Annotated in this window: 18 protein-coding genes and 1 tRNA gene; 4 read left to right on the top strand and 15 right to left on the bottom strand. The window is 40.4% G+C overall.

Annotated features, from left to right (window positions below; genetic code table 11):
• Positions 1–105: 105 nt before the first annotated feature.
• The 3 genes from DPG01_RS12645 to DPG01_RS12635 form a co-directional block, all read right to left on the bottom strand.
• Positions 106–987, bottom strand: a complete 882-nt coding sequence (locus tag DPG01_RS12645) for a copper resistance protein B (protein WP_110975324.1) — start codon at positions 985–987, stop codon at positions 106–108.
• Positions 974–2,824, bottom strand: a complete 1,851-nt coding sequence (locus DPG01_RS12640; RefSeq protein ID WP_110975323.1) for a copper resistance system multicopper oxidase — start codon at positions 2,822–2,824, stop codon at positions 974–976. The genes DPG01_RS12645 and DPG01_RS12640 overlap by 14 nt, the downstream gene beginning before the upstream one ends.
• Positions 2,825–2,901: 77 nt before the next feature.
• Positions 2,902–3,204: a hypothetical protein gene (locus DPG01_RS12635; RefSeq protein ID WP_110975326.1), complete on the bottom strand. Its 303-nt coding sequence runs from the start codon at positions 3,202–3,204 to the stop codon at positions 2,902–2,904.
• Positions 3,205–3,352: 148 nt separating this feature from the next.
• Here DPG01_RS12635 and DPG01_RS12630 point away from each other — a divergent pair, with 148 nt between their 5' ends.
• Together DPG01_RS12630 and DPG01_RS12625 are read left to right on the top strand one after the other, a co-directional pair.
• Positions 3,353–4,036, top strand: coding sequence for a heavy metal response regulator transcription factor (locus tag DPG01_RS12630; protein WP_002058525.1), 684 nt, complete (start codon positions 3,353–3,355; stop codon positions 4,034–4,036).
• Positions 4,026–5,402 carry a heavy metal sensor histidine kinase gene (locus tag DPG01_RS12625; RefSeq protein WP_110975322.1) on the top strand — a complete coding sequence of 459 codons (1,377 nt, stop codon included), beginning with the start codon at positions 4,026–4,028 and terminating at the stop codon, positions 5,400–5,402. Before DPG01_RS12630 ends, DPG01_RS12625 begins: the two co-directional genes overlap by 11 nt.
• 73 nt (positions 5,403–5,475) lie before the next feature.
• Here DPG01_RS12625 and DPG01_RS12620 read toward each other — a convergent pair whose 3' ends face one another.
• A complete protein-coding gene (locus DPG01_RS12620; protein WP_004880442.1) occupies positions 5,476–7,821 on the bottom strand; it encodes a heavy metal translocating P-type ATPase in 2,346 nt (781 codons plus the stop codon).
• Positions 7,822–8,098: 277 nt separating this feature from the next.
• Between DPG01_RS12620 and DPG01_RS12615 the strand changes: the two genes are divergently transcribed.
• On the top strand, positions 8,099–8,479 hold the full coding sequence (locus tag DPG01_RS12615) for a copper resistance CopC family protein (RefSeq protein WP_002058523.1): 381 nt from the start codon (positions 8,099–8,101) through the stop codon (positions 8,477–8,479).
• A gap of 66 nt (positions 8,480–8,545) precedes the next feature.
• A complete protein-coding gene (locus DPG01_RS12610) occupies positions 8,546–9,427 on the top strand; it encodes a copper resistance D family protein (RefSeq protein ID WP_002058530.1) in 882 nt (293 codons plus the stop codon).
• Between the two features lie 188 nt (positions 9,428–9,615).
• Here DPG01_RS12610 and DPG01_RS12605 read toward each other — a convergent pair whose 3' ends face one another.
• The 11 genes from DPG01_RS12605 to lldD all read right to left on the bottom strand — a co-directional run bounded on the left by DPG01_RS12605 (position 9,616) and on the right by lldD (position 20,982).
• A complete protein-coding gene (locus tag DPG01_RS12605) occupies positions 9,616–10,545 on the bottom strand; it encodes a hydrolase or metal-binding protein (RefSeq protein WP_110975321.1) in 930 nt (309 codons plus the stop codon).
• A 141-nt stretch (positions 10,546–10,686) separates the two neighbouring features.
• On the bottom strand, positions 10,687–11,730 hold the full coding sequence (locus DPG01_RS12600) for a YqaJ viral recombinase family protein (RefSeq protein ID WP_110975320.1): 1,044 nt from the start codon (positions 11,728–11,730) through the stop codon (positions 10,687–10,689).
• 143 nt (positions 11,731–11,873) lie between these two features.
• The gene (locus DPG01_RS12595; protein WP_108563916.1) at positions 11,874–12,920 is read right to left on the bottom strand and encodes a DUF932 domain-containing protein; all 1,047 of its coding nucleotides are present in this window, start codon (positions 12,918–12,920) and stop codon (positions 11,874–11,876) included.
• Positions 12,921–13,011: 91 nt separating this feature from the next.
• Positions 13,012–13,314, bottom strand: coding sequence for a hypothetical protein (locus DPG01_RS12590; protein ID WP_005127863.1), 303 nt, complete (start codon positions 13,312–13,314; stop codon positions 13,012–13,014).
• A 119-nt stretch (positions 13,315–13,433) separates the two neighbouring features.
• Positions 13,434–13,814, bottom strand: coding sequence for a hypothetical protein (locus DPG01_RS12585; protein WP_002116664.1), 381 nt, complete (start codon positions 13,812–13,814; stop codon positions 13,434–13,436).
• A gap of 11 nt (positions 13,815–13,825) precedes the next feature.
• Positions 13,826–14,410, bottom strand: a complete 585-nt coding sequence (locus tag DPG01_RS12580; RefSeq protein WP_002116896.1) for a hypothetical protein — start codon at positions 14,408–14,410, stop codon at positions 13,826–13,828.
• An 18-nt stretch (positions 14,411–14,428) separates the two neighbouring features.
• A complete protein-coding gene (locus DPG01_RS12575) occupies positions 14,429–14,689 on the bottom strand; it encodes a hypothetical protein (RefSeq protein ID WP_004650270.1) in 261 nt (86 codons plus the stop codon).
• A 798-nt stretch (positions 14,690–15,487) separates the two neighbouring features.
• A tRNA-Ser gene (locus DPG01_RS12565) sits at positions 15,488–15,577 on the bottom strand.
• An 87-nt stretch (positions 15,578–15,664) separates the two neighbouring features.
• Positions 15,665–17,701, bottom strand: coding sequence for an NADPH-dependent 2,4-dienoyl-CoA reductase (locus DPG01_RS12560; RefSeq protein ID WP_110975319.1), 2,037 nt, complete (start codon positions 17,699–17,701; stop codon positions 15,665–15,667).
• Between the two features lie 181 nt (positions 17,702–17,882).
• Entirely contained in the window at positions 17,883–19,577 is a 1,695-nt protein-coding gene (gene dld, locus DPG01_RS12555) for a D-lactate dehydrogenase (RefSeq protein ID WP_110975318.1), read from the bottom strand.
• A gap of 250 nt (positions 19,578–19,827) precedes the next feature.
• The gene (gene lldD / locus DPG01_RS12550) at positions 19,828–20,982 is read right to left on the bottom strand and encodes an FMN-dependent L-lactate dehydrogenase LldD (RefSeq protein WP_062034458.1); all 1,155 of its coding nucleotides are present in this window, start codon (positions 20,980–20,982) and stop codon (positions 19,828–19,830) included.

Genomic DNA, 20,982 nt, shown 5'->3' with positions numbered 1-20,982 from the left:
CCAAAATTTAAGCTTTTTTAGTTTTACAGATTTAAAAAAATTAACAACTTTATTCATTAAAAATAGCAGGCCCTAGGGCCTGCTATTTTTAATATCGAGACAAAATTAAAAAACTAATTCAATACCTGCACCATATAGCCATCCCTTTTCAGAATCTGTTGCTTCTTGAAAAAGAGTTGATTTTTGTCCTTTCTCATATTGATAAGCTATATCAACAAATGGTCTGATACGTTTGCTAATCTCATAACGAGTTTTAATACCTGTCTTCAATTCTGACAATCCCGTCCTTGATGCAAAGTCGGAATTATCATTAAAGACAACATCTGCTTCAATATATGGCTGAGTAATCAACTTTTGAGTGAGTAATAAATCACGGTCGAAATCAAAACTAGCTCCCCAGAAGTTGTCTTTTCCACCATAAAGGTAAGCTTTGGTCTCAAAGAAATAAGGAGCAAGACCTAATATACCAACAACACCATCGACTCGATCGCTGTTCTTGTTATTTTTATCCTCGCTGTATCTTAGACCAGCTTGTACATCCCAAAATGGTGCTACATTACGGCTATAAAGTGCAGACACATCATAATTGGGATCATTACTCTCTGCTTTATTCAGATTGGCTTCAACAAATACTCGATTCTCATCTGTTCCAATCAATGTTTCGAAACTAGAACCTAAACTACCCTTACCATCGTTATCAATTACCCACTCATTGGAAAATTTAGTTGTTTGGTAAATCTGTCCACCATGCTCGTTCAGATGTTTATCATGATTTTGGCTAAGAGCTAATTTGCCTTTTGAAGTATTTTGAGCAGCATTACGTTCAACATAGCCTAATCCTCCAGCTTCTTTTAAAAGCACATTCATACTTGCCGTGCTAATATTTAAATTTTCAGTAGAATTATCATTCGCAAATGTCATACCTGCTAAACCTAATAACACAACAGACAAAATTGTTTTTGAATAAAACTTTTTAATGATTTGCATGTTGATTCACTCCCTTATCATTTGCTTGAGGTTGAGCAACAATATTCTTCAAATCAGAACTATTACCATCTACATTTGCCACAATTAGCTTATTCATCATTCCAGCAGACATGTGATACAACAAATGACAATGGATAGCCCATTCACCTAGTTCATCAGCAGTAAGTAAGGTAGTAATCGTTTTCCCAGGCGGAACAATTACTGTGTGTTTATTTGGCATATTTTTAGGATCTTGACCATTTTCAAGCTGCATAAACATACCATGCAAGTGCATTGGGTGAGCCATCATACTGTCATTCACAAATTTCAAGCGTATACGTTCCCCGTATTTCACTTTGAATGGTTCTGTCTCATTAAACTTCTTACCATTAATTGTCCAAATATAGCGCTCCATATTCCCGCCAAGACGAATTTCCATTTCACGTTCAGGTGCACGAGTATCTGGTTGAGGATTTAGAGATTGTAAGTCACTATATTGAAGTGCTTTTTGGCCAACGGGTGTTGAAGCATTCGCCCAACCATATACAACGTCACTATTTTTTTCTTGTGTAGATGCATTAGATGTAGTCATTTGCATATCATGATTCATGCCTGACATAGATTGATTTTTTGAGCCACCTGTCATAGACGACATATCGTGATCCATACCTTTCATTGAAGACATGTCATGATTCATGCCTGACATGGATTGATCCTTCGAACTACCTGTCATAGACGACATATCGTGATCCATGCCCGCCATGGAAGACATCTCATGTCCCATCCCCATATCTTCCATAGTTAATAAAGAACGAGGACGTGGTTGCGGCATAACAATATTTTTCACAGGTGAAGTATTTTCATCATGTAACGTCCCAACAGAAGACCCACTACGATCAATAGATTCAGCTTCAATCTGATAATTTGCTTGTTTAGGCTCGACAATTACATCGTACGTTTCAGCTGTTCCTATTCGAAATTCATCAACTGGAACTGGCTTTACAGGTTGACCGTCTGCACTTACTACAGTCATTTTGAGATTAGGGATTCTCACATCAAATAATGACATTGCAGAAGCGTTAATAAACCTTAAACGAACTTTTTCACCTGCCTTAAAGTTTCCAGTCCAGTTTTGTGCTGGCGTCTTACCATTCATTAAAAAAGTATAGTTCGTAACATCAGACATATCTGTCTTTAACATTCGCATCTGATTCCACATCGAACGATCTTGCCATGTCGCTTTTAGGCCATTTCTTTTGACCTGTTTTAGTACATCAAATACGGTTTCACGACGATTCTGATAATAATCAGCTTCTTTTTTAAGATTTTTCATAATCTGTCCGCTAGTAGAATTATGAAAATCAGAAAGTAGTACTACATAATCTTTGTCAGCTTTTTCTTCTGGTGACAAAGGTACTTTATTCTTTGGGTAAATGACTAACGGACCATACAAGCCCTCTTGCTCTTGACCTTTACTGTGAGAATGGTACCAATAAGTACCATTTTGACGAACCTTGAATTTATATTCGTAAGTTTTGTTAGGAGCAATACCATCAAACTGATTAAATCCAGGTACTCCATCCATGATGCCAGGCAAAATTAAACCATGCCAATGAATAGAAGAATCTTGGTTTTTTAACTTGTTATGAACACGAATAATCGCCTCATCACCCTCTTCAAATTCAAGAAGGGGGGCCACAAATTTGCCATTTACTGTGATTCTCTTTAAAGGCTTTCCAGTTATATTTACTGTTTGCTCAGCGATGGTTAAATCATATTCTTTAACAGCAGCCATCACCCAAGTCGACGAAAATAAACCAATTCCTATTAGGAGGACATGACTTAATTTTTTAGACATTTATTTCACCTATCTAATATTTAGTTAAAAGGCAAAGTAGTTTCTCGACTTCTTTGCCTTCGATCTCTTTTATCGTATTAATTATTTGACATATTCATTTTGGAGTGATCCATGTCGCCCATTTTAGAGTGATCCATGTTCATCATCTTAGAATGATCCATCTGGGACAAATCACTCATTTTACTGTGATTATGCTGGGCCTTCTCATCACCCTTCATATCACAAGGTTTTTGACATTTCTCTTGAGCTTTTGAATTAGCTTTAACCTCTGTAGTAACTGTATTCGCTTGTTTAGTTTCTGCTGCCCAAGATTGAGTTCCTGCAATTAAAGCACCAGCACACATAAGAGTTGTTAAAGTACGACGAAATAGAACTTTCATTTTTTGCTCCGAAATTAGCTTATATGGATACATTAAAGGCCAGCACCAAACATCTATATGACATGAAAATGACATTTTTGTAATCTACAAAGAATCACGTATTTATAACGTTATTATATTCTTAATGAGTGATATTGGATTTTTATCAATGAGAATCTTACTAGTTGAAGATGAACAAAAAACTGGTGATTACCTTAAACAAGGTCTATCTGAAGCTGGGTATATTACGGATTGGGTCACAGATGGATTATCAGGTAAACATCAAGCACTTTCCGAAGAATATGACCTCATCATTTTGGACGTTATGTTACCAAAATTAGATGGCTGGAATATCATTTATGATATTCGCAAAAGCGGAAAGACAATGCCTATTCTATTTCTTTCAGCGCGTGATCAAATTGAAGATCGAGTTAAGGGATTAGATTTGGGAGCTGATGACTACCTCGTAAAACCTTTTGCTTTTGCTGAGTTATTAGCACGCATTAAAAGCTTACTCCGACGGGGACAACAAAAAGAAGATAGTAACCTTATTACAATTGCTGATCTTGAACTTGATCTTCGTAAACGCCGCGTCACTCGCGCTGGGCAACGTATTGACTTAACAGCTAAAGAATTCGCGCTGATGGAATTATTTATGCGTAGACGTGGTGAAATTTTACCTCGCGCACTCATAGCTTCTCAAATTTGGGATATGAATTTTGATAGTGATACCAACGTCGTAGAAGTCGCTATTAAACGTTTGAGAAGTAAAATTGACAGTAACTTTAGCCCTAAGCTAATCCAGAACATACGGGGAATGGGTTATGTTCTAGAGGTTGAAGATGACTCGTAAATTGTTTAATGCAATCAGCTTTCGTATAGCTATTATTTTTTCTCTATCTACCGTAATCATTCTAATGATTATGGGACTAGTTATTCATCAACTCGTAATGCATCATTTCGAAACTCAGGACCGGACACAACTAGAAGGGAAAATTCAACTTCTAGAAAATTTACTAGAACAAAATCCAGCCAATTCCCAAGAGCTAAATATTTATTTAAAAGACGCCTTAGTTGGTCATCATGATCTAATTGTTCAAATTGAACGACCAACGGGTCAAATTATTTTTAGTTCAGCACCATCCACCATTCATACCCAAACACTCAATAAATCAAAACGAAAGCCTTGGGTTGAATGGAGCATTCAAAATAAAACCTACCGTGGTTTAATTTATACAAAGTCTTTTAATCATCAAGACTCAATTATGTCAGCTCAAATTGTCGTTGGCATCGATACTTCTGAGCATCTACATTTCTTAAATGACTTTAGACGTCAACTTCTATACATTGGATTTGTGGGTACAATTTGTTTAATGTTCTTAGGATGGTTCGCAGCATGGCGAGGGTTACGCCCAGTTCAAAAAATGGCAAAAGTGGCAGAAGGTATATCTGCTCAACATCTTTCTGAACGCTTAGAAGTCGAAAACACGCCAACAGAGCTTAGATCCTTAGCCATAGCTTTTAACGATATGTTAGATAGACTGGAATCTGCTGTAGAGAAATTATCAGACTTCTCATCTGATCTTGCTCATGAAATTCGTACACCTATTAATAATTTGATGACTCAAACCCAAGTATGTTTATCCCGTAGTAGAGATATCAATACTTATCAGGAAGTTCTCTTTTCTAACTTAGAAGAGTTTGAACGTTTAGCTCGGATGGTTTCAGATATGTTATTCCTTGCCAAAGCCGAACACGGTTTGCATTTACCAAACTTACAAAGAATTGATTTGGTCAAAGAAATTTCAGCTTTATTTGACTTTTATGATGCTATTGCTTCTGAAAAGAAAATGACTTTAGAACAAACTGGTCTAGGTTATGTAAATGGCGATCCTTCAATGTTACGTCGAGCACTCAGTAATCTATTATCAAATGCGATCAAATATGGAAAAACAGATTCAGTGATCAAAATCAATTGCCAACAAAGCTTTGATAAAACTGTTTTTATAATTGAGAATGAAAGCTCACCTTTATCATCAGACCAGCTAAATCGATTATTTGACCGTTTTTATAGAACAGATGCTTCCAGACAGCGAGTTGAGGAAGGTACTGGCTTAGGGCTAGCAATTACCAAATCCATTCTTGATGTACATGGCGCAACAATTAGAGCAGACTATCATAATGGCCGCATAACTTTTAAAATTATTTTTAAAAATTAATCGCTTATATAAAAATAAACAACTACTGACTACTCATCTTTAATAGTTAAAAATAATGAGTAGTCAGAAAAACTTAGTTTTGGCTACGTAGTCGTAAAGCATTACCAATGACTGATGCTGAACTTAGACTCATTGCTAAGGCTGCGATCATAGGAGAAAGTAACCAGCCAGTAAATGGATATAAAATACCCGCTGCTAAAGGAATACCTAAAGCATTATAAAGAAATGCGAACATAAGGTTCTGCTTCATGTTTTTAATGGTTGCTTCTGATAATGAACGAGCAATCTCTATACCGCGTAAATCACCTTTTACCAAAGTAACTTGTGCACTATTCATTGCTACATCTGTTCCTGTACCCATTGCAATTCCGATATCAGCCTGAGCTAAAGCTGGGGCATCATTGATCCCATCACCAGCCATCGCAACCACTCTTCCTTCTTTTTGCAATTTCTTAACCAATTCTAATTTATCTGCGGGTTTAACCTCACCATAAACCTCATCAATACCTAATCTAGCGCCAACAGACTTAGCTGTTGTTAATCCATCACCAGTAGCCATTACGATTCTTAGACCGGAATCTTTTAATGAAAGAACAGCCTCAGGTGTACTTGCTTTGATTGGATCTGAAACAGCTATTAACCCTATCAGTTTTCCATCCACAGCTAAATGCATGACACTTGCACCTTCGGCTCTTAACTTTTCAGCTTCGGGAACAAATGCTTTAACTGATATTCCCAGCTGTTCCATTAATGCTGTATTACCAAGAGATAATTGTTGTCCATTTAACTCTCCTTTAACACCAATCCCAGAGCCAGATTCAAAAGATGTTGGTCTAGACAGTACAAGATCTCTTTCACGGGCAGCACGTACGATTGCATCAGCTAAAGGGTGTTCACTCCCCTGATCCAGACTAGCTGCTAACCGAAGTACCTCATTTTCTTCATAGCCCGAAAGAGCGATAACCTTATCGAATGAGGGTTGGCCTTCAGTTAAAGTACCTGTCTTATCAATAATTAAAGTATCAATCTTACGTAAATTTTCTATTGCAGCTGCATCACGAAAAAGTACACCATTCGATGCACCACGACCTGTTGCCACCATAATTGACATAGGTGTCGCTAAGCCTAAAGCACATGGGCAAGCAATAATTAACACTGCGACAGCATTAATTAACCCGTAAACCCAGCTAGGCTCTGGGCCAAATACCCCCCAACCAAAAAATGTAAGCACAGAAATAGCAATAACTACCATAACAAACCAACCTGCAACATGATCTGCCATTCTTTGCATCGGCGCTTTAGAACGTTGAGCTTGCGATACCATTTGTACGATCTGAGAAAGTACCGTTGAAGATCCAACCTTTTCTGAACGCATTACTAATGAACCATTCATATTTATTGTTGCACCTATTACTTGATCGCCTTCACGTTTTGTAACGGGAACAGGTTCTCCTGTTAACATTGATTCATCAATAGAACTCGACCCTTCAGTAACAACTCCATCAACAGGGACCTTTTCACCTGGTCGTACTCGGAGCAAATCTCCAACATGTACATGGGAAAGAGGAATATCTTCTTCTTTACCATCGTCATTTATTTTTCTTGCAGTCTTAGGTGCTAGCCCAAGTAAAGATTTAATTGCTGCCGAGGTCTGTGATCGAGCTTTCAACTCAAGAACTTGGCCTAATAAGGTCAGCGAAATAATGGCTGCTGTGGCTTCGAAATATACAGCGACACGTCCCATAGAAACAAAAGAGTCTGGAAATACTTGTGGAGCCAAAGTTCCAATGAGGCTGTATATAAATGCGGCACCAGTACCAATTCCAATTAAGGTCCACATATTCGGACTACGATTTAAAACTGATTGCCAACATCTAACAAAAAATGGCCACCCTGCCCAAAAAACGATAGGTAATGTAAGAATGAGTTCAATCCAACTCTGTATCTTCATATCAAATAAATTCAGCTGATGCCCAAACATGGCTAAAAATACAACGATAAGAGTTAAAGGTAAGGTATACCAAAATCGTCTTTTAAAATCTTTTAGTTCAGGGTTTTCGTCAGCTTCATCCAGATTTGGAAGTAAAGGCTCTAAAGTCATACCACATTTAGGACAATTCCCAGGGTGATTTTGTTGAATTTCGGGATGCATCGGACAAGTGTAAATAGTAGAAGTATTCACATTTATCGGCTGATCAACCACAATTGAATTTATCCCAATCTCTTTTGGATTAGTCGCTTTTGCTAGTTTATTAATATAAAAAGCAGGATCATTCTTAAACTTTAACCAGCAATTTTCACTGCAAAAATAGAAAGTTTTACTGTCAACTTTTTCATAAAATTGAGATGTTTCTTTTACTGCCATGCCACAGACAGGATCAGTAAGTGTATTTTTATCTTCGTGATGATGATGGTCCATACAACCTCCTTCATATTTAATTTTAAAAGTAATAAATTGATTAAAACGTAAATAATTTCCTATTACTTGATCATTAGATAAGCGAAATTTTCTTTATAGTCAGTGTAGCACTTGTGACTTTTCAATTTTTAAAATGACAAAAATGTAATTTTGAAGTCATCGGAGTGTTTCTATCTTTCTTTGATAATAGGATTACAAAGTTGGTGACCAAGCTATCAATCAATGAATTTCATTCGGTCATTACTGGGCCCAAGATTAATTTAAAGAGGATGAAGAAATGAAAATTTTTCAAAATAAAATGTCTACTCTACGTAACGTACTCGTAGGCACGACTATGGTTGTAGCTACTTCAAGTGCATTCGCACATGTGAAACTTGAAAGTGCAACACCTGCTATTAATGCATCTGTAGCTAGCCAACCGAAAAATATAACTTTGAATTTTGGTGAAGAAGTTATGTTAATGAACGTCAAGTTGCTTGATGCACAACGTAAGGACATTCCTTTAAATTATAAAATAACTCATGATATGAAAAAATCATTTGACGTCGCTGCACCTAAACTAAAAAAAGGAAAATATACAGTCGTGTGGACCACAATGGGAGCGGATGGCCACAACATGAATGGCGAATATAATTTCACCATTAAATCAGCAAAATAAAAATCAAGTGCTAATAGCAACATGCCAGCGAACTGCTGGCATGTTGCTATTACGATGGAGAAAATTATGATTCCTGAATCTTGGATATATGCATCATGGCTTGTTAAAGTCATTTTATATTTAGGTATTGCATTTGTTGTTGGTGGTACTTTCTCCTACTTCTTACTTGGACGTTATGTAGAAATAAAGGAAACTATTCTGAAATACATAACTCTTGGCACAGCATTAGGACTAATTTCCAGTATTCTAGGATTCTTCCTTCTCATCGGAAGTTTTGCCAATACTGGACTATCTGGTATGTGGGATACTAACTATATAAATCTAGTAATTAACACTCCAATTGGCCATACCCATATCATACGATCAGTGGGTTTTCTGCTTTTATTTTTATTTATGCTCGTGAAATTAAGCAGAAGAACTAATCAGTTTTCTAAAGTTGAAGGGTTAATCTTTACCATCTTACTCTTACCTATTGTTTTTAGTTTTTCCCAATTAGGTCATGTCACGAATTTACCCTTATTCGCTCAAGCTTTATTATCAATACATGTACTTGTAATATCCTTATGGATGGGATCACTTTATCCTTTATGGAAAACAAGCAAAAAAATTAATGGCTTACCACTCAAAGAACGTATGCATCTATTTGGGCAAATAGCGGCCTTTATTGTAGGAATACTCATCGCTTGTGGTCTTAGCATTACTTTATTACTTTTTAAAGATTTTAATACTCTAATCAATACACCTTATGGGCATGGATTTATTATTAAAATTGTATTTGTCCTAAGTATTTTATTGTTAGCCGCTTTTAACAAATGGTATTTCACACCTCGCTTACAAGACCCGAAATTTGCGAAACAATTGGGCTATGCCATTTTATTTGAAATGTCGTTAGGTCTATTAATTCTTTTAGCCACTGGTTATATCACCACCGTAGTCGGTATTGAGTAAAAAAAGGATCATGCTATGACTTCAAGGATGAAGTACAATTTATTATTTCCCATTTTTTAAAAACGTACTACCGTCCTCCAAATAAATAATTCTTAAATAATGTTTTTTCATTCAATAAGTGGTTCTAATTTTGGAATAAAAATATGTGGTAAGAATACTGTTGGAGGCTAAGAAGCCCCCAACAGTATTTAATTCAAAGCATGCACTGACAGCTGTAACCCTTTCTGCATATCCTGTACAAATCCATCACCCTGATTGAATTTAGGCTTTGCCTTGATTTTTGAGTCAGTCTGAGCTTGTTCAGACTCAACAACCTCATCCGAGTAAAACTCTTCCACAATCTCCAATCCCTCCTCTCCATCCATCTCAAACTGAGCATTAGCATAACCCTGCCGTGCCATTTGATCTAAAGCAGCCTGATTAAAACCACATAACTTACTCTTCTGATCAATCTCCTTGGCAGTTTGAATCGCTTCTTGTAAATGAACACCTTCACGTAAAGTCAAATCCACGTAGTACACAGGCGTGCGATAGCTTTGAGTTGTGGACTTTCCTCTAAGCGTGAGTTGTAGCGGTAAACACGAAAGCAAGCCATTGGATGCTGCATGGTAGTAGCTCAGTCTTGCTGCCAAAGTTCGAATGCTATTAAAGCCTGTGGTCCTAAAAATGAATGTACCCAGTTCATCCGACTCATCTAAATTCACATACAGTCTACCGTAGGGTTTACATAGTCCACCTTGTGCCAACGGACATAAATCAGGCGATGGACATGTATGTTGTTCAATACCTTGTTGTCCAAGTCGCTGACAAGTTTCACCATTGCCTGAACAGATTAAGCGTCCAGTTTGTCGGTCAAACAGACTGTACTCTGCCCTTAAATTTAGTTCAGGATCGTTAAAGATCATACGCACTGGAATGCTTCTGAGTTTTTGGTTCGGTGCTTTGGCTCGTAGTTGTTCATCCAAGGGGTGCTTAATCCACCCATCTTTTCCTTGGATTTGGCTGGTAATGGTAAATTGATCATCTTTTTCAGGGACGCGTTTACCATTCTTTTCGACAATCTTGCCGATACTGATACGACCTAAAACGGGTGGTGTAATTGCGAGACCTTTGATCATGGTGTTTTCCTCTTCTGCTTAAATATGCAGATATGCTTGGTTAAAAATGAAATCGACATAAAAAATCCCATGCGCTGTGGCATGGGATTTTTGAGTAGAGCTTGAGATTCTGCTGTGAATTGCACTTAGGCTAAATCTATTTCAATCAACATCGGTATAGATGTTGAAACGTCGTGTACCCTGCTTGCTTTGTGGAAATTGATTGAGATATTCAGGATGTGATTTAAGTAAAGCTTTACTGTCTAAGCTGATCGAATCTCTAGCCTTTTTCCACGTCACTGAACCAGTTTTAAAGGTGGCACGTTCAGCCTCTTGCATCTTGGCTTGAAGTTGGTGCTTCAGCAGATCAAACTGCTCCTGATGCTTGTCAATTTGGCTCCGAGCTTGAAGCAGTTGCTCAAACTGTTGATTGGCTTGCTCATCCTCAGATAGATCCGTGGTGCTGAGCGGTACATGTTCAGGATAGAGTAGCTGTAAGGCTTTAGCTGCGGATTCACTGGCATCGGCTTCAGGTGGCGTATCCTTTTCCACACAGTCCCAGAAGTAACGCTCTGCATTCACAATATGCTGAATCACCGATTCGCTACGCGTTACTTTAAAGATGCGAGTTTCATGTCCACAAATCAGTACGCAGATATGAGCTGCTTTCTTGCCTGTGACTGCCAATTGATGTTGTACCTGACAGAGTACGTATAACGGTACACCATCTCGCCACAGCTTGGCCCCATATTCCCCTGCGGTTTTACATTCCAGAATTTGTACATCTGCATCCCCAACCACGGAGTAATCCAGATTCGCCAGCATGAAGTGCTTGTCTGGATCAGGATGTTGTAATACGGCATTGACCCGACGCACTTTATAGTTGGTATGCATGCTGTAGTATTCAGCAACCAAAGGTTCAAGTCGTTTTCCCCAATACAAGGGTGCATGGCCTTCACTTTCATCCTCAATACTTTGTTGAATATGTCCAGTCTTAATCATCCATAGTTCGAGCATCGACATATAGGGATTGAGGCCACACGCAGCGGCACAGTCACTACTGCCAATTCCCTTGCGTCTTACTTCTAGCCATTCGGCCTGACTTAGGTTTTTAGTCTCTACAAAGCGTTTTGGATGGGTGAGTTTAGGGCGATGAGCATGGATATTTGCTCGGGTGGGATGAGGTTGAATTAAAGCTGAGTTCATATAGATATCCTCTGGTTATTAAATTTTAGGCATAAAAAAAGCCACATCTGGAGATGTGGCAAAGAGGTATTTGAGTTCAAGGAGATTTACAGGATCATGTTGATCTGATGTGATCATCTTAAATCCCAAATCTGAATCTAAACTTAAACAATCAAACGCAACGCTTGTTCTAAGCCACGTTGTTTGAGGCCTGCGCCTGCCCCAAACCAAGCTGAATCCAATCGATGATCCTGACTCATCGCTCGACGTTCATGGTCTGCAAATTCCGTGATACTGCATAATAAGCCATATGCCGTGTCTTTAGCTGAGCTAAGTTCTGCACCTCGACCATGTCCATTAAACATGCTCATGACTTTCGACATCGCTCGGCCATTTGGTTCCGTCTTGTTGTCAGCTTTATTGGATTGGCTCCCTTGCGTTGCTACATTGCGATAGAACTGAATAATACTGTCATCCTGCTCGGTTGGACTCAGACTGCTATTGTTAAACACCGCATCGAAATACGCTGCTGCTTCAGTCTGTGTGACTTTACGCTGACTGAGCTGTTTCATTTCATACATGTGCTCGTTCCATGCTCGCACTGAAATACCCAATTGCTGTTTGATCTTCTGGGCATCGAACTTGGTACTGTGTGGCACTTTGACCACACCTGCACTCGCGCTCTGACCTTTGAGGGCAATGGCTAGAGTATTGTTACACACCACGCGAATACTGGTGAATTGCGCTGTAGTTGCCAGTGTACCGTCACACGCCGTAGCCAAGAGAATATAACCATTGCTGACATCTTTGCCTTTTAAAGCAGAAGTCTGCCCTGTTTTGGCTAAAGCCCAGAATTTCTTACCACCTTTCAGTACGCCTGCGGTTTCCAGTTCAAAGCCTGATTGTTCAGTCAAGTCTCGATAGAATTCTAGAATCTCTCGGGGTTGGACTTCCTGATAACGCTGACTGACCACCGATAAAGGCGCATGCGTATCGGAACGGTACAAAACCCGCTGTTCATCATGCGGTAGGATTAAGCTTTGTCCTTTATGGTTTTCCGCCATATAACTGACATTCGAGCTTTCGATCTGCCAGTCCATGCCTGCTTGCTTGGCCCAGACTTCGATCGGTTGGTTCGGTGTGAGCTGATTGCCCAAACCATGCCAAGGGGTTTGACCTACATAAGCCATTTGTTCAATTTGATGTGCCATTGTGAATATTCCTAAAATGAAAATGTAAAGATGTGGTGTAAGGTTTTAAAGAATGAAGAATGCGTGCATGTAAATGTATATAGCGATGTAACTATTGCTTCACCCATGCAAAGGGTTGTTGGCAATCCAAGCAGACATACTGCTCGGCATTGCTGTAATACTTTTCAAAGTAGTACTGACTAACCACCACCAGTACGCCGCCGATCACCACCCCGACGGCTGCACCGAAGAGCGGTGAAAAGCCTGACTTGCGAGCGACCTGCATGCCAAACATCGCCATCTGTGTAGGTGAAATACAGCGTTGTAACTGTTCAAAATAGTTAAAGTTGGCGTTGCCTGAATCGGTCTGTCTGACATGGGTAGACTGACAGTAGGGGCATTGAATAAAGGACATTGATATTCCTTGTTAAATGAATTCAGTACGAAGAGCTGAATTAAGGGCATAAAAAAACCGTGCCCATTGAGGACACGGTTTGATTTAGTTTTTGCTTTGTCGTGGAGAGTCGAAGGCCGTTATTGAAAGCTATATCTTGCAGTGCCTTTTTCCGTTTCAACATCAACACGCACTACGTTGTCATAGCCACAGCCTGTTAATTTCAGTCTTAAACGCAGACCCATTTTAAAATGCTGTGGATATTCCAACGATCGACGATAGCCTTCATAACTGCATTCACCGTTGTTGATCAGCACATTGGTGACATCAATCGGATCTGCACTGTTAGAACGGATCGTCAATACTGTAGCGGATTGATTTTGTGCATACCAGTTACTGGTATCTTTGACATCGAGTTCTACCGTAAATGTATTTGGATCAAGGCCAGAATTACAGCCACCCATTAACATTCCTGTCGTTGCAGTCAATGCGAGTAGGATCGGTTTAAAAAATTGCGTCATAAAATTCATCCCTAGCAGTAGTTATAGCTCACGCCATAATCGCCCGTGTTTAAATCAATGCTGACCAGATGGATTTCACAGTCTGTGCCATTATCAAATTTATAAACGTAGTAACGATTGCCCGCCTGCTCCGATTCCAGTGCACCATGTTCCTGCAAGCTGAAGTCTTTCACTGATTTTCCTGTATCTTTTGCGGCTTTGGCGAAGACATAGCGTTGATACTTGTCTATGTTGTCCTGCTCAAACTGAGGCAGTTCGTCATAAGGCAGCATCGACAGTAAGGTATCGACAGACTTTAAGTTTTTATCAAATTCAAAACTCAGCAATTCAGGTTCATGATCTGATGGACTCAGACTTTTACTTCCCGTAGTCAATTCTTTGACATCGATCCCATCCACTTCTGCCGCTGCAATCTCGGTTGAAGCTGGCTCTGAACTGGCAGTTTCCAAAGACTGTGCAGAGCTGGCCTCCGAAGCACTAGCAGCTTGAACAGTTTTTTCAGATACGTGTTTGGGGCTAAAGAAATAGAAGCCCGCGATACTGATCAAGGTCAGGGCTAAAATCGCCGCCAAGCCCAATATGGTTTTTTGGTTCATCTTAAATGCTCCCCATCTTTAGTTGGGTACAGTGACTTGACCATTCTGAGCATTAAAGTGAACAAAGCGCGGACAACCACCCTGAAAGTTCACCGTAAAATTACGCCAACCACGATTGCCCGGATTGGTTTTATACATGCACTGATACACCCCACCACCCAAATTACGGGCCTTAACAAAATAGGCTTCACTGGCTTGCGCAAACCAGCCTGCCTGCGCCAATGATGCGCCTGCAAGTAGTGATGAAATAAGGGCAGTTTTTAGGAAGGTTTTAAACATAATCATTTCTCTTTTTATAGGCATCACTCGTCTTGGTCTTAATCAAACGCAGTGCTCCCCATGCATGAATGTTGGAATGAATATCTCTGTTTTTTTTGAAGTGTTATAGACGATAAAGCACACGGATCTATGCCCCTCAAAACAGCATGAGAGATTCATCTTCATATCGGTAATATGTACTTGAAAAAGTTTTATTCTTAGAAAGTTATCGACACAGCTATGCATTGATTGCACAGCATCAGGTCTAATCACCCATCGGCACAAACATGAAAAAAGAGAAATGTAAAAGACGGCATTGATGTAAGCGCATGGCGTACTCCTTTGTTTTTAAAAGAATCCTGCCAAATCACTGCTAATATGATGGTGGCAGAACGAAGGAGGGTTAGCAGACTGGTAACAAAGAAACCAGCACGCGCAAGCGCGTCCCCCCTCCGCCCTACCGCAAAGAAAGGGGGACGAACGGGTCCACAACATGCAAAATGAGATTTCACATATTGTCTTTGTTAATGGGTCTGCTAAAACCCGCTGACGATGTAGGTCAGCAGGCTAAGGATAATCTGCACGTTATAGAGCGTCAAGCAAGCTAAGCAAATGGATAGTGAAAATATTTAGAATTAAGAATCGTTTGAATAAGAATATAGTTAGATTTAAATACAGTTTTTTAAACTGCATTCCTTTGTCTTCTAAATACAGCTAAAAGTAGCCAATCCAATCCAAAATTTGATGAGGGGTAGGTTGTGGGGTAAAACTACAGACAAAAAATAAGCCCTTGTAAAAACAAGGGCTTATTTAGATATTTGGCGGAAGCGGTGAGATTCGAACTCACGGAGGACTCACACCCTCGTCGGTTTTCAAGACCGGTGCATTAAACCGCTCTGCCACGCTTCCATGTGCGCCATAATACGGAGCTTTTGTTTTGATGACAAGTAAAACTTATAATAAAAGCAAACAACTGCATATTGTTTAATCAAAAGCTTATAATTTCGCAGCGATTTCTGCACCCTCACGAATCGCACGCTTTGCGTCTAACTCAGCGGCAAGTTTAGCACCACCAATAATGTGATAATTCGCAAGCGTATTCTGCTCAGCACTTGGCATCAGATCTTTCACTGACTCCTGCCCCGCACATACAACAATAGTATCAACACGTAACAATTGATCTTGCCCTGCCATCTCCACCCAAAGCCCCTCATCAGTCACTGCTTTATACTGAACACCACGTAACATGCGTACCGCATGCTTTTTCAACTGTGCGCGGTGTACCCAGCCCGAAGTTTTGCCCAAGCCTGCACCAAGTGCAGAGGTTTTACGTTGTAATAAATAAATCTCACGAACAGGTGGATGAACTTCTGCGATCTGCGTGCCTCCTTCAGAGACATAATTCGGATTTGGATCCACCCCCCATTCACGTTGCCAATCTGCAAGTGGTTGTGGCTGAGGTTGGTGCTCAGGTTTCAATAAATACTCAGACACATCAAAACCAATCCCTCCCGCACCAATCACCGCAACTTTTCGACCAACTGGCGCACCGCGTAACACTTCTGCATAAGATAGGACTTGCGGTGAATCGCTCCCTTCGATACGTAATGCACGTGGCACAACACCAGTTGCAATGATAATTTCTTCAAAGCCTTCACGCTCAAGCTGCTCGCGATTCACCTTGGTGTTTAAACGTAAGTCGACTCCCGTTTTTTCAATCTGTACTTTGAAATAACGAATGGTTTCATGAAACTCTTCTTTACCTGGTACAACTTTTGCCAAGTTGAACTGTCCACCCACCTCATGACTTGCTTCAAACAATGTCACTTCATGTCCACGACTGGCTGCAACCATCGCGGCCGACATACCTGCGACACCACCGCCAACAACCGCGACCCGTTTCGATTGTTTCGCTTTCACATAAACCAACTCAGTTTCAAACGCCGCACGCGGGTTGACTAAACAGGTTGCACGTTGGTTTTTAAATGTATGATCTAAACACGCTTGGTTACAGGCGATACAAGTATTGATTTCATCGACACGATTGGTCGCTGTTTTATTCACCCAAAAAGCATCGGCCAATAACGGACGCGCCATTTGCACCATATCAGCTTTGCCCGATGCCAAAATCTCTTCTGCCGTGTCTGGCATATTAATACGATTTGAAGCAATCACTGGCACAGCCACATGCTTTTTCACTTCCGCTGTATAATCAACAAAAGCAGCACGTGGCACAGAAGTCACAATGGTTGGAATGCGAGCTTCATGCCAGCCAATCCCTGTATTCAACAAGGTAATGCCTGCTTTTTCTAGTGCTTGCGCAATGGTAATCACTTCTTGCATGGTATTGCCATCATGCACTAAATCCAGCAATGACAAACGGAAGCAAATAATAAATTTCTCCCCAACTTGTGCACGTATCCCTTTGACAATTTCGACCGCAAAACGCATACGGTTTTCAATCGGTCCACCCCAACGGTCTTCACGTTGGTTCACATGACGGCTAAGAAATTGATTCAGCAAATAACCTTCTGAACCCATAATTTCTACACCGTCATAGCCTGCTTTTTTCGCAAGACTGGCACAGTTGACGTAGTCATCAATGGTATTCAAAATTTGTTTTTCAGACATTTGACGCGGTTTAAAAGGCGAAATTGGCGACTTGATTGGGCTGGCAGAAACCACAAAAGGTTGGTAGCCATAACGCCCCGCATGCAAAATTTGCATTAAAATTTTTGCGCCATGCTTATGTACCGCATGTGTCACTAAACGATGCGGAGCAATATCCCCCAGCGTATTCATCGTACCGCCCGCTGGAAGAAGCCAGCCTTGACGGTTTGGAGAAATCCCGCCTGTAATGATCAGGCCAACACCACCTTTAGCACGCTCACCGAAGTATGCTGCCAATTTTGGATAATTATAAAAACGATCTTCCAAACCCGTATGCATGGAGCCCATCACCACACGGTTCTTAATTGTGGTAAAACCCAAATGTAAGGGTTTTAAAATATGTGCATAGCTATTGGTTGTCATCATGAATCCTTATCTTTGGCTTTGCAACTTGTTGCATACTACTTTAGCTGTTTTTCAAAATTTTGGGATGACAATTTAGAAAATTTTCTGAGTAACTACGGTCAATTCAACTGGATTCACAAAAAAGCAATAAAAAAACCAGTGATGTTGCCATCACTGGTTTTTTTATTGCTTAAAAGCCTTATTTCCAAGCTTTCAACTTACTGGTTTGGCCAATACCTACGTTAAAACTATTGGTTGGATCCAGCTTTTCATAATGTGTTCGCAGTGCAGGTTTTGCTACATATAAATGTCCAACATTATGCTCGGCTGGGTATTCAGCACCTCGTGCATCCAGTAAATGCCACATTTGGTGTTCCATCGCCAAAGGATCTACGCCTTTTTTCACAATATAATCCTGATGAAACACATGACATAAAAAGTGACCATAATAGAGTTTATGAACAATCAGATCATCCATCTCTTTGGGTAGGGTTTCCACCCACTCTCGATCATTACGACGCAATGCAATATCCAGAGCCACAATATCTTCAACTTCAGAACGGTGCGTATCCCGATAGCGAATTGCCGCACCTGCAACGGCAAAGCGATGTAAAAATGCTTTACGTCCTTCTTCCTCTGTACAGTGGAAAAAATCACCTGAGGTTTTATCTTGGAAATAATGTCTTAAAAAGCTTTCAACTTGCTCGACATCTTGATTTTCAATCCGAATAACCAAATGGTATTCATACAGATCACGGAAAGCATTCATCCGTTTCGGTAAATGATTGGGCAAAAATTTGGTGATCAATTGCAGGACTTTATCTGACAGCCCCTTCATACCAAATTTTTCTAAGTACGCATCAACCTTATCTTTCATTGCAAATGCAGCGGGTACTTTGGCTGTACCCAGTTTTTCAATGAACATAAAGGTGTCTTTACCATACTCTGCCCCAATGTCATACGCTACGCGGTGGATGTATTCTCCTGCAATCGGCAATCGCGGCAAATCTTTCAATAAAAAACGGCGGATTTCAGTCAAATCATCATGTGAGTTGGTTCCCACGTAGAACACCTGACTTGGAATTTTTTCAAAGGTATCTAAACGTACTGCAAAAACACACACTTTACCTGCCGAACCCGATGCTTCATATAAACGAGACGGATCGGCATTAAAGCGTGCAGGCGTATTTTCATCAACTTGTTTAACATCATGTCCATAACGATGGTCCGATGCGCAGCAGCCTGAGTTATTGATAATATCGCCGATTTGATAATTTTTCGTTTCAAGCTTGCTTAGAATTTCTTCAGGTGTTTCACCTAGGTTCACCCCTAAATGATTCACCAACTCTAACTGACCATCATCATTAACACGAGCATACAATGCCAGCTCAGTATAAGCAGGACCACGGCGCACCAAAGCACCGCCTGAGTTATTACAGACGCCCCCTAAAACTGAAGCTCCAATACACGATGAACCAATCACCGAGTGTGGCTCCCGATTAAATGGCACCAATTCTTTTTCAAGTCGATCTAGTGTTGCACCAGGTAGACAAATCACTTGCTGACCGTCATTAATAACCTGAATGCCAACCAAACGACGCGTGCTGATCAGAACCACCGGACGGTCATAGTCATCACCAAAAGGCGTTGAGCCACCTGTCAAACCTGTATTGGCTGCTTGCATAATCACAATACAATCTGCATCCACAGCCGCTTGTAATACTTGCCACTGCTCAAGTAATGACCCCGGTGCAACAACAGCCAGTACTTTCCCTGCACCATAACGACGACCTTGGCGGTATAAACGTGTGTCTTTATCTTCAGTTAAAACGTGTTGCTTACCAACGATATTTATTAAATTTTCAATAACGTGTTGTGGAGATAGAGGGTTCATATTTGTTATTTCCAATGATTATAATCCCCCTCAATCCCCCTTTTCCAAAGAGGGACTTTTTCTTTACCTTAGGCATTTAAAGTCAAAGAAAAATTATTTATACCTACAACATAAATTCTAATCGGTATAACTCCTCCCTTTTAAAGGGAGGTTGGGAGGGATTATATAAATAGCAATAATCACGGTATTGATGTAAATACCTATTGAATACACGTTTGCTGTGTGAGAACTCTTCTACTGATGTAATGAATCACTCAGCCAACTCTCGTTCTAACTTCACTAAACAGTCAGACGTAATATCGGCAATGGTTTTTGCACCAGTTAAAGTCATAGCAACACGCATTTCTTTATCAATCAATTCTAAAAGATTTGAAACACCTTCACCGCCTGCTGCACCAAGTGCATAAACAAAGGCGCGACCAAGCATACACGTGTCTGCACCCAACGCCAGCATACGCACAACATCTAGACCATTACGAATACCCGAATCCGCGAGGATTTTAATATCACCCTTGACTGCATCTGCAATTGGCGGAAGTGCACGTGCAGAAGATAAAACGCCATCAAGCTGACGACCACCATGGTTTGAAACCACAATCCCATCTGCACCAAAGCGCACTGCATCTTTGGCATCTTCAGGATCCAGAATGCCTTTAATGACCATTGGCCCATCCCAAAACTCACGAATCCACTCAAGGTCTTTCCATGAAATAGACGGATCAAAGTTTGAACCTAACCAACCAATATAATCTTCTAGACCTGTAGGTTTGCCTAAGTATTTAGAAATATTGCCCAAGTCATGCGGACGTCCCATCATGCCGACATTCCACGCCCAGTGCGGATGGAAACACGACTGCATATAACGACGCATTGCTGCATTTGGGCCACTCATACCTGAATGGGCATCACGGTAACGCGCGCCCGGAACAGGCATATCCACAGTAAACACCAAGGTTGAACAGCCTGCTGCTTTAGCACGTTCCAAAGCATTTTTCATGAAACCACGGTCACGCAGCACATAGAGCTGGAACCACATTGGACGTTGAATCGCAGGCGCAACTTCCTCAATTGGACATACTGAAACGGTAGACAGCGTAAATGGTATGCCCTTTTTATCCGCAGCAACCGCAGCTTGAACTTCACCACGACGCGCATACATCCCTGTTAAACCCACAGGCGATAATGCAACTGGCATCGATAAAGTTTCATCAAACAGTTTGGTTTCTAAACTTAACTGTGACATGTCGTTCAGTACACGCTGGCGCAAAGCAATTTTTGATAAATCTTCCACATTGCGCTTCAGGGTATATTCTGCATACGCACCACCATCAATGTAATGGAATAAAAATGGCGGTAAACGACGTCGTGCCGCTTCACGGTAGTCATTGGCAGAAGAAATAATCAT

The organism is Acinetobacter sp. WCHAc060042 (assembly GCF_003231195.1).
Classification (GTDB): Bacteria; Pseudomonadota; Gammaproteobacteria; order Pseudomonadales; family Moraxellaceae; genus Acinetobacter.
The sequence above is the reverse complement of the archived record's forward strand: the minus strand, read 5'-3'. Positions and strand labels throughout refer to the sequence as shown.